We start from the raw sequence: 8,827 nt of genomic DNA, 5'->3' as shown, positions 1-8,827 counted from the left end.
GTGCACAGCGTGCACAGCCGCTCCCCTCATCGGGGCTGGTGCCGCATCTCGGCGTCGACGAGTTTGCCATTCGCAGGGGACAGACCTGCGCGACGATCCTCATCGACATGGCAACCCATCGCCCGGTCGACGTCCTGGCCGACCGGGCCGCAGCAACCTTCGCCTCCTGGCTGCGGAACCACCCTGAAGTGCGGATCATCTGCCGCGACCGTGCCGGTTCCTTCCACGACGGGGCCCAGGCCGGGGCTCCGCAAGCCAGGCGGGTAGCCGATGCATGGCACCTCCTGAACAACCTGGCTCAAGCAGTCGAACGCGTCATCGGGCGGCATCGCGCCGACCTGCGACAACCCCTCACCACCCATGACGACCGGACCTCCGACGGCCCCACCCCCGAAGGACACGACCGCTCTGAGCTGGACATCCACGGCCGGCCCCGGCCTCTGGCCGCCCGCACCCGCGAACACCACCAGCAGATCCACGAGCGCATCGAACGCGGCGACAGCCTTCGCACCATCGCACGCGACCTCCAGCTCAGCCGCGCCACGGTCAACCGATTCGCACACGCCGCCGGCGTCGATGAACTTCTCATCGCAGCCACCAATCGGTCCTCCCAGATCGACGACTACCGTCTCTACTTACACCACCGCTGGATGGAGGGCTGCATCAACGCCTCCGCCCTCACCCGGGAGATCCAGCGACTGGGCTACCGCGGCGACGTCAACACCGTCCGCCGGCACCTGAAGCCCTACCGCAACGGTGCGATCCCGGCCAACGCCCCCTTGCCTCACCTGACCGTCCGCAGGGTCACCGACTGGGTCATGCTCCAGCCCGAGCGCCTCACAGACGTTGAACGAAAGGGTCTCGACGAACTGTGCGAGCGGAATCCCGCGCTGGCGACGACGGTCGAGTACGCCCGTCGGCCGGCACTCATGGTCCGTGAACGCCGCAGTGAGCACCTGGCTCTCGACGTCTGGATCGCCGACGTCCGCCTCGACGGCCAACGCGAACTCCGAACTCTGGCCAACGGCATGCGACGCGACCGCGCAGCCATCCAGACCGCCCTCACCACGACCTACACCTCCGGAGCAGCCGAAGGCAACGTCACCAGGATCAAGCTGCTGAAAAGACAGATGTACGGCCGCGCCAACTTCGATCTCCTACGACGCCGCATCCTGCTCACACCATGATCAAGAAGCTGCCCACCCCAAAAATAGCGACAGAGCCCAGGAAGTGGACCAGAGCCCTCGCCGACTCCGGACGCATCCCAACCAGCACAAACTCCGGTGCCGGATAGCCGACGGACCTCTAGTCTCCGGTGGAAGCCCCGACCAGGCCCTCGACCGAGGAAGCGGAGTGATCATGGCTGATCAGACGGATGCCCAGCGGCTGTATTCATGGGGACGCTCCCGGTTCGAGAGCCAGCCCGCTCCGGTCGTCTGGGCCAGCCGCGTACTTCGCGCTGCGAGCCGGAGCCTCGGGAGCTTCCCCGAAGTCGACGACGCTCTTCTGTTGGCTGAGACCGAAGAGCGGTGGCGGCAGGCCCGAGAAGTGTTCGACCGGCTGCGGCGACGAAGTCTCGATCAGGACTCGCCGTTGAATGAGGAGCAGGCCCTGTTGTTCACTCTCGCCGAGTTGGTTGCCAAGGTCGCCCACAACGCTGCTGGCGTGCGACCCCCGTTCGACCATGACTCGGGATGGCGCATCGGACTCATCGCCCACCGCCTCATCTCAGTCGCAGACGACCCCCAGCTTCAAACTGAGCTCACAACAGCTCTTGGTGGACGGCCAGAGGCCGCCTGACACGTTGAGACGCGGCAGACCCCGTGCTGTTCCGGCACCGCCTCGCACGGGTTCGCCGGAACAAGAGCGCTTTGCCGAAGGACTCGTTGGAGGCGATGGCGACGCTGTTCTTCTCCTCATGTTCGGTGAGGACCTGGGAGAGGAGTTCAGCGCCGTGGCGGTCGAGTTCCATGTGGCCGAGCTCGTCGATCTATGCAGATATCCGCATAGATTGATCTATGCGGAGGCTGTGACTATGCCGAGTGTGCTGGCGTTGCACGAGGCTGTAGCTCCCGCGACGACTGTTCTGTTCTGCATAGTTGCGGTGCCGGAGAGGGCAGAGGAAAAATTCCGGTGCGGACTGAGATCTGCGCTCAGCTGCGACGACGCCTGGGGCGTGAGCGCCACCTGCCCGGCCCGCCGTTCGCTGCTGATCTCGGATCTGTTGCCCTCATTGTCGTGACGTATTGCGCGTAGCGAAGACGGGCGTCGGTCAGGCTTTCCGACCCGTTGGGGCCGCCCCAGACCTCGTCGGCATTCGGGTCGTCCTGGCCATCGTCTTCCCAACTGCACTCGTCACAGATCTGGAAGTGTCCGCGGGCTTCCAGTGTCAGGAGCTTGCAGCAGGGACAGGCATACGGGCCGCCGCCGGGCGGGCTTGCTGCGGGCGCTTCCTCGGGCGTTGTCACGCGTTGAGTGTGGCATGACCTGGAAGGAAGCTCTGGTCTGGTCGCGTCAGAGGCTGTCGAGGAACGCGAGGGTGGAGTCGGTGGGACGGTAACGACCGGGCCGGGCTGTCGCGGGGGTCGTGAGGGCCAGGGCCTTCTCTTTGATGGTCATGCCGGCGTGGACGTAGGCGGCGGRGCGACCGCGGCCAGGCCGTCGGTGCGAGGGGAACCCCGGGCGCGGTTTCCCCTCGCGTCAGCGGCCCAGTAGCCCGGCGCGGCGCGGCAGGGCGGGGCGGGGCCGCGGGCGCACCGTCAGGTCGTCGGCCATCGCGCGAGCGGCCCGGCAGCAGGTCGGAGCGCCGGCGGCCGGGCCCGGACCCGACGGCGCGAAACGGCGGGGCGGGGACGGCCGACCACCGGGCGGGACCGCGCAGAGCGGCACGGCGCGGCACGAGACCGCGGCCTGGCACCGCGCGGCACGGCACCGCGGTGGCAGGGCCCTGCCGCCGCGGCCCTGTGGCAAGAGTGAACCGTGTCCCCGGACACAGGCGTTACACCGGACTCGGGCCGGTCGGCCAGACACAGCAACGGGCCGGACGGCGGGACGGAGCGAGCAGGGAAGGCCGTCGACGACACGGTGAGGCGACGGCGGGCGGGCGGGGCGCGAGGTCGTCGACCGCGGTACGGCGGCGGGCCCGGCCGCGGCCGGGCCATCGGCACGAGGGGAACCCAGGGCGCGGATTCCCCTCGCGTCAGCGGTCCGGTAGCCCGGCGCGGCACGGCAAGGTCGCGGGCGCACCGTCAGGTCGTCGACCATCGCGCGAACGGCCCGCCGCCCTCACGGGCGGCGGGCCGGCCCATGTGCTGACGTCATTCCGGGGGTCCCGTCTGGCTTCTTGCGGCCGACGATCTCGGAGATCACCCAGCCCTGGCACAAACACGCAGGTCGCGTCCTCAACTCGCCGGAACCAGCGCCAACGCCTCGTTCAGGTGATGCTCGGCGACCCCTCGCATGAACTCCCGGTCGGGGAAGTCCCCGTCGAGCAGGCGCAGCGGGCCGGCTGTCAGTGACAGGTGCTGGGTGAGTTTGTAGAGCGCGAGGCGGTCCTCGTCGAGGCCGTCCACCGCCAGCTGCTGGTACTGGCTGTTGGTGTGGCGGAGGCGTAGGAAAACGTGCTCCCACTCGACGTCGAAGTACAGCAGGTTCTCGATGTCGATCACGACGGGATGGCCGTCCCGGTCGACCATGACGTGGTCCAGGCCCAGTTCGCCGTGGACGACGGAGTATTCGGCGCGCGGCTGCACCGCCGTGGTCAGTTGACGCAGCCGCTCCTCCAGCTGATCGCGGGCGTCGGCGATCCTGTGGTCGCGCGCGGTCGCCTCGGCGAGGCAGCGCAGCGCGAAGGCGAGCGCTGCCTGCTCGCACGAGGCCGAACGTGATGTGCCTCCCGCGTCGATCAGGGCGACCTTGCCGAAGGACGGCGCCCGGTGGCCGCGCATCATCGCCAGGCTCTCAGTGAGGCGCATCATCGTCGGCTCCGCGGCGCGTGGGTCGCGGTTGCGCAGGTCCATCAGCTTTTCGCCAGGCACGTCCTCGACGATCGCGAGGTCGGCCGGGTAGTAGGTGCGGTCACGATCGGCCAGGTGGATCTCAAGGACCCGAAGGCCCAGCGCCCCCAGCCGCGCGTGCGCGGCCTCGAACAGGTCGAGCCCGATGCCGGGCGAGAACGGGTCGGCGAGGTCGCCATCGTGTTCGGTGGCCGGCCAGTAGTTCTCGGAGTCCTCCCACAGATAGGCGATCGCCGTCGTGGCGTCGTCCATCGTCAGCCGGTAGACGCCCTTCGTGGTGCCGCCCGCCAGTCGCTCGATTGCCTCCAGTCGTCGCCCGCCGCCCAGCGCGGCCCGCGCCGCACCCGCCAACTGATCCCGTGTCACTTTCTTTGGCGCCACGCCCACAACCCGCCTTCCGCCTTGATAACTGGGGCACCCTACGCGAGTCATCGTTCATCGCCGAACGAATTGCTCCGAAGGTGTCATGCATGATTCAAGAACAGGCACCAGGTGGCATGCCATCCCATGCACTGACGTCATTTCTCGGTTCTGGCAAAGATCTTGGGAGCCGTCACGGAGGGTGACGGTTTCGTTCGGCTGAAAGGGAGGTGCACACGTCCCAAGCCCGTCAGCGTTCCCGCATTCTGGTCCACCACCAGCCGAACGCCGCCAACTCGATGTGATTCGGCTCCGGCAAGGTACGACGCTCTAGTTCTTCATCGATGCGCGTGATCAGCCGGCCCAAGTCCCGTTTGGCTCCCGGAGGAAGGTGCCGCATCGCCCACTCCAGGTCATCACGGGCATCGTTTATCCCGGGCGAGCAGAACACGGAGGCATCCAAGTGCCGGCCGGGCTGCGCGAAAGCCCACTCGATACGAGAGAGCGCGTCAGCGACCGCGTTGGGCCACATCTCCTGGTCTTCGACCCTGCGGATCGCTGCACGAGTCCGCGCGGAGACACCATGAACCCTCAGGACCGGACACTGCCATCGTGGCCGCCACCGCTCTGCGCGGACGGCCTTGGGACGCCTACGCGGCATCGCCCTTTCGGATCAACATGAGGCCATCCTGCCACGGCCGGGCACCTGCCCGGGCCTCGATCCACATGCCTGCCGCAGCAGGTGTTCCTGTTTCTCGGTTCTGGCGCAGATCTTGGATGGCGTCTCGGGGTGCTATTGGAGCAGGATCATCTTGCGGAGTAGTTCGAATCCGGCTCGGCCGTAGAGCTGCCGCTTGATCTTCTTGATGCGGTTGACGGCCCCCTCGATGCTGCCGGAGCTCCAGTCGAGAGTGAGCCCGGCTGTCACGGCGTCGAGGTCTCGGAGCAGGTGGAGCGCGAAGCCGGTGAGGCCGGGTAGCTGGCTGGCGTCGACTGCGTCGATCCAGGCAGGGAGTGTGACGCCGAGACGGTCGGTGAGGATCTCTCCGAAGCCGCGGACATATCCGGCGGCCGTGTCCAGTTCAGGGCAGCGGGCCAGGACCTCCTTCAGGCCGGGGCGGCGCCTCGGAAGGAGCTCCGCGCAAGGTGGCGATGTGGGAGCGGACCATGCCGTACGTGACCGGGGCGTGCTCGGCGACCAGTTCGCCATGCAGTCGGGTGACACTGGTGCATCCCTCGGCGAATCGCCGTTCCAGGTAAGGCTTGTAGGGGTCCAGCCTGCTGGGCCGGGGCGGGTTCTCGCGGATGGTGTCCTGCCAGCGTGCGGCGTTCGCGTATCGGAGCACGGTGTTGAGCCCCCAGCCCAGGTGCCGGGCGATCGCCCGGCGTGAGTGGCCCTGGGCGAGCATCTCGTGGACCAGGGCGTGAGCGGCCTTCTTGCGCTCGGCCCGCCGGCCGAGCGGTTCCGAGTCGTCCGGCGGCCAACCGGGAGTTGGTCGGGTGCCCTGCGGCAGCATGCCGCTGGGCGACGGATTGCGCAGGCAGTCGCGGTGGGCAGCGACGTAGGTCTCCACGGCCCGGCCGAGGCCCTGCCACAGGTGAAAGCGGTCAGCGATCTGCAGAGCGTCGGGGGCTCCGCGCCGGGCGCCCTCGGCGTAGGCGCCCGCCCGGTCCCGGCAGATGATCTCCACACCGGGGTGGCGGACCAGCCAGGCGGCCAGCGGACCGGCTTCACGAGTCGGGAGCACATCGACCACGCGATGGTCTTCGACGCTGGTCAAGACGGTGGAGTAGGTCTGGCCGCGACGGATCGCGAAGTCGTCCACACCCAGCACCCGTGGAGTACTGAATCGCGGATCGGGCAGTGCCATGACCCTGCGTAACAAGGTCATCCGTCCCGCGCCGAATCCCAGCTGGGCGGCCAGTCGGGCGCCGGCCCGCCCGGCCAGCGCGAGCCCCACTCGCTCCAGGGCGTGGTTGAGCCGCGTGGTGAACCGTGCGTACGGGGCGGCCAACCGGGAGAACGGCTCGGCGAACGTGCGGCGCGGGCAGTCCGCCGACCCGCAGATGAAGCGTCGGACCGTCAGCCGGATCACAAAGCCCTGCTCAGCCAGAGGAAGGTCCTTCAGCCTGCGCTGGTAACGGTCGTGGATTCGGTCCGAGAAGCGGCCGCAGTCCGGACACGCCGCCGCGGCCGCGCGGCCTCTCGCTGCCACCTCGACCGTGCCGAACGCGGCTGTAACAGCCTCGACATTCACCTCGTCGATCCCCTCGAACACCAGCGAGTCCCAGAACGGTGCGTCGGTCTGCATGGCCAGCACCATCACCGTCCACGGCCGACCAGAGGAACGGACGGAATGCACCTGAGGGAGCGTCACTTCCGGCTGTCAGACGCCAAGGCGTACGCCGTCTCGCACGAGCCAGTCCCTCGCAATCGAACATCGAGGTAACGCTCCGCGACGGCTCCCCAAGATCTGTGCCAGAACCCGTCTCTTGTGAGCAGAGCCACCTGGGCGAGGGCCAACCGCCCGCCGCCACTCCGGCGAGGTGAATACGAAGTCCCCTCTGCACGAAGGAGACTTCCGGCGCACGCCAGCCGTCAGCCCCGCCGGGCAGGCAGACGGCCGCGAGCGCAGTGCCGGCGGCAGAGCAGGACGGCTTCATGGAGATCGGGCAGGTGGCTGGGGGCGAACTGCTGGGCGTCACGCCCGCCCTGCCGCACAGGCTTCCGGACCGACCGCCCCACCTTCGGGTGAACATGCGTCGATAGCGGAATGTCGCCTGGTCTGCAGGGCGTCTGCACGGGCATGACGAACGATTTTGCCCGGGTCTCCGGACCACTGCTCGGCCGGCTCGGACTGCGGTTCCTGGCCCGTCGGGATCTGGCACGCCGGGTGTCCACGGACCGGCCTAAGGTCCACTCTCACGGGGCGGAATGCTCCTGCGGCGCGTACAGCACCCTCGAGGCCTCCGTAGTGCACAACCATTCGGGCGAGATGCTGCGCCACGTAGAGGTCGGTGTCCAGTACGAGGGTCGCGATGTCGTTGTTCCCGTCACGATTGAGAGCCTTCCTCCGGACAAGACGATGTACAAAGTGGACTGGAGCCGCCACTACCCGCTCAGCGAGGAGCGGCGGGTCGAGAGCGAGCTTCAGGTTGCCCGGCAGGAATCGTACGTGCGCTACACGTTGCCGGACGGCAGCCGCTGGGAATGGCGCCGGGGCAAGGTCTGGCGGCAGTGGCCACCGGTACGTTCGTGGTGGCGTCGGCCGCTGATGTGGTGCGGACTGAGCCGCTTCGCCGACGCCCCGGCATGCCCCTGCGCCTCATGCACCCAAGCCCTGCAGGACCAACGGCTTCGGAACCGGAAAGTGACAGGCTCTCGGTGATACCAGGACTGGATTCCCGCCGAATCGGAATCACCTACGCGGCTCCTGGCCGCGTCTGATGTAGAGATCCAATGTGCTCTGCAGTGTGCTTGAGAAAGGGCGTCGGCCGCCGGCCGCCGGCCGGCGCCCGACGCCGGAAGTGCCGGTCAGGTCAGTCGGTGTGGTGGATCCCGTAGTCGTCACTTTCGGCCGACCGACTCGTCTCAGTCCATCCCGGAAGGGCATCGATCGCCTCCGGCGTCGTGCCCATCTCCTTCGCCAGATCCTCGATGACGTTCGTCAGGTCGCCACCGTCGTAGGCGGCGAGGAACCGGGCTGAGATCTTCTCCCGGGGGATCTCCAGCGACTCGTAGATGTAGATGCCGCGTTCCAGCGTGATCGTGTTCTTTGCCATGCAGGGCAGCGTCCCACGGGCCACCGCCCTGCGGGTGACATTGCCCAACGTGCGAGCCAACCCGGCCACACCCCTGTGCGCCTCTTCGAGCGACAAACGTGGCCGTCCCGGGCCCCCCTTGGAGACCCGGGACAACTGATAGGCACTCCGAGAGGCCCTCGGAGGGCCTCTACGCGGCGAAGCCGATGTTGGTGACGTACTCGTACTGGCCCCACTGGGAACCGAGGTCCGGGAGGACGTCGAGGGTCCAGGCGTCGTTGAGGCCCTGGTGGTCGCCGGTGGCCCAGGCGTCGACGATGCGGTCCCAGCGGCGGACGTTCATCGTGCGGTACTCCACGACCCGCTGGAGCGGACGGGCGACCTGGGACTGGTTACTGACTTCGGCTCGTCAGGGTGAGGTCGGGTTGTCGAGGGTGAGGCCGGTGCCGGCTATGAAGCCGTCGAGGGTTTCGGGCCGGTACTGGAGTCGTTTGAGCCGGTTGCGGACGAGGACCTCCAAGCGGTCCAGGGCGACGACGGCGAGGTTGGCCAGGCTGCGCTTGACGTGGGCCCACACGCCCTCGACCGGGTTCAGGTCGGGCGAGCAGGCGGGCAGCAGGAACACCGTCAGCCATTCCCGTGCGTCGATCAACTCTCGCATCGTGCGGGAGACATGGGTGTTGAGCCGG

Annotated in this window: 10 protein-coding genes and 2 pseudogenes; 4 read left to right on the top strand and 8 right to left on the bottom strand. The window is 68.0% G+C overall.

The genetic code is table 11. The annotated features are described in order from the left end of the window. Nucleotides 1-1,187, top strand: a 1,187-nt coding sequence (locus EAO76_RS11725; protein ID WP_148835868.1) for a transposase, incomplete at its 5' end; no start/stop codon positions are given. A 172-nt stretch (nucleotides 1,188-1,359) separates the two neighbouring features. Then, a complete protein-coding gene (locus EAO76_RS11720) occupies nucleotides 1,360-1,800 on the top strand; it encodes a hypothetical protein (RefSeq protein WP_148835867.1) in 441 nt (146 codons plus the stop codon). A gap of 76 nt (nucleotides 1,801-1,876) precedes the next feature. Here EAO76_RS11720 and EAO76_RS45365 read toward each other — a convergent pair. Then, a pseudogene (locus tag EAO76_RS45365) lies at nucleotides 1,877-1,990 on the bottom strand (ATP-binding protein); the annotation flags it as partial. On the opposite strand from EAO76_RS45365, the gene EAO76_RS46065 reads away from it, so the two are divergent. After that, nucleotides 1,955-2,242 (top strand): hypothetical protein, encoded by a 288-nt coding sequence (locus EAO76_RS46065; protein WP_262375398.1) that lies wholly within the window; start codon nucleotides 1,955-1,957, stop codon nucleotides 2,240-2,242. The pseudogene EAO76_RS45365 and the gene EAO76_RS46065 sit on opposite strands and share 36 nt — an antisense overlap. Here the strand turns inward: EAO76_RS46065 and EAO76_RS11710 are convergent. From EAO76_RS11710 to EAO76_RS11690, 4 genes are all read right to left on the bottom strand, one after another. Continuing rightward, complete coding sequence (locus tag EAO76_RS11710) at nucleotides 2,154-2,468, bottom strand: CPCC family cysteine-rich protein (RefSeq protein ID WP_148835866.1); 315 nt, start codon at nucleotides 2,466-2,468, stop codon at nucleotides 2,154-2,156. The genes EAO76_RS46065 and EAO76_RS11710 overlap by 89 nt on opposite strands. A 933-nt stretch (nucleotides 2,469-3,401) precedes the next feature. After that, the gene (locus EAO76_RS11700; RefSeq protein WP_148835870.1) at nucleotides 3,402-4,382 is read right to left on the bottom strand and encodes a phosphotransferase; all 981 of its coding nucleotides are present in this window, start codon (nucleotides 4,380-4,382) and stop codon (nucleotides 3,402-3,404) included. 787 nt (nucleotides 4,383-5,169) lie between these two features. Continuing rightward, nucleotides 5,170-5,379, bottom strand: coding sequence for a transposase (locus tag EAO76_RS46060; protein WP_262375397.1), 210 nt, complete (start codon nucleotides 5,377-5,379; stop codon nucleotides 5,170-5,172). A 79-nt stretch (nucleotides 5,380-5,458) separates the two neighbouring features. Next, nucleotides 5,459-6,688, bottom strand: a complete 1,230-nt coding sequence (locus EAO76_RS11690; protein ID WP_262375396.1) for an ISL3 family transposase — start codon at nucleotides 6,686-6,688, stop codon at nucleotides 5,459-5,461. Nucleotides 6,689-7,183: 495 nt separating this feature from the next. Here EAO76_RS11690 and EAO76_RS11685 point away from each other — a divergent pair, with 495 nt between their 5' ends. Next, nucleotides 7,184-7,765, top strand: coding sequence for a hypothetical protein (locus EAO76_RS11685; RefSeq protein WP_148835864.1), 582 nt, complete (start codon nucleotides 7,184-7,186; stop codon nucleotides 7,763-7,765). Nucleotides 7,766-7,916: 151 nt separating this feature from the next. Here the strand turns inward: EAO76_RS11685 and EAO76_RS11680 are convergent, their stop codons facing one another. From EAO76_RS11680 to EAO76_RS11670, 3 genes and pseudogenes are all read right to left on the bottom strand, one after another. Continuing rightward, a complete protein-coding gene (locus tag EAO76_RS11680) occupies nucleotides 7,917-8,159 on the bottom strand; it encodes a hypothetical protein (protein WP_148835863.1) in 243 nt (80 codons plus the stop codon). A 169-nt stretch (nucleotides 8,160-8,328) separates the two neighbouring features. Next, nucleotides 8,329-8,532 (bottom strand): annotated as a pseudogene (locus tag EAO76_RS11675) (transcriptional regulator); the annotation flags it as partial. Nucleotides 8,533-8,547: 15 nt separating this feature from the next. Beyond that, the coding region (locus tag EAO76_RS11670) for a transposase (RefSeq protein ID WP_262375395.1) at nucleotides 8,548-8,827 on the bottom strand (280 nt) is incomplete at its 5' end.

Source organism: Streptomyces sp. sk2.1 (assembly GCF_008120935.1).
Classification (GTDB): Bacteria; Actinomycetota; Actinomycetes; order Streptomycetales; family Streptomycetaceae; genus Streptomyces.
Note: the sequence above shows the minus strand (reverse complement) of the source record. Positions and strands in the feature narration are given on the sequence as shown.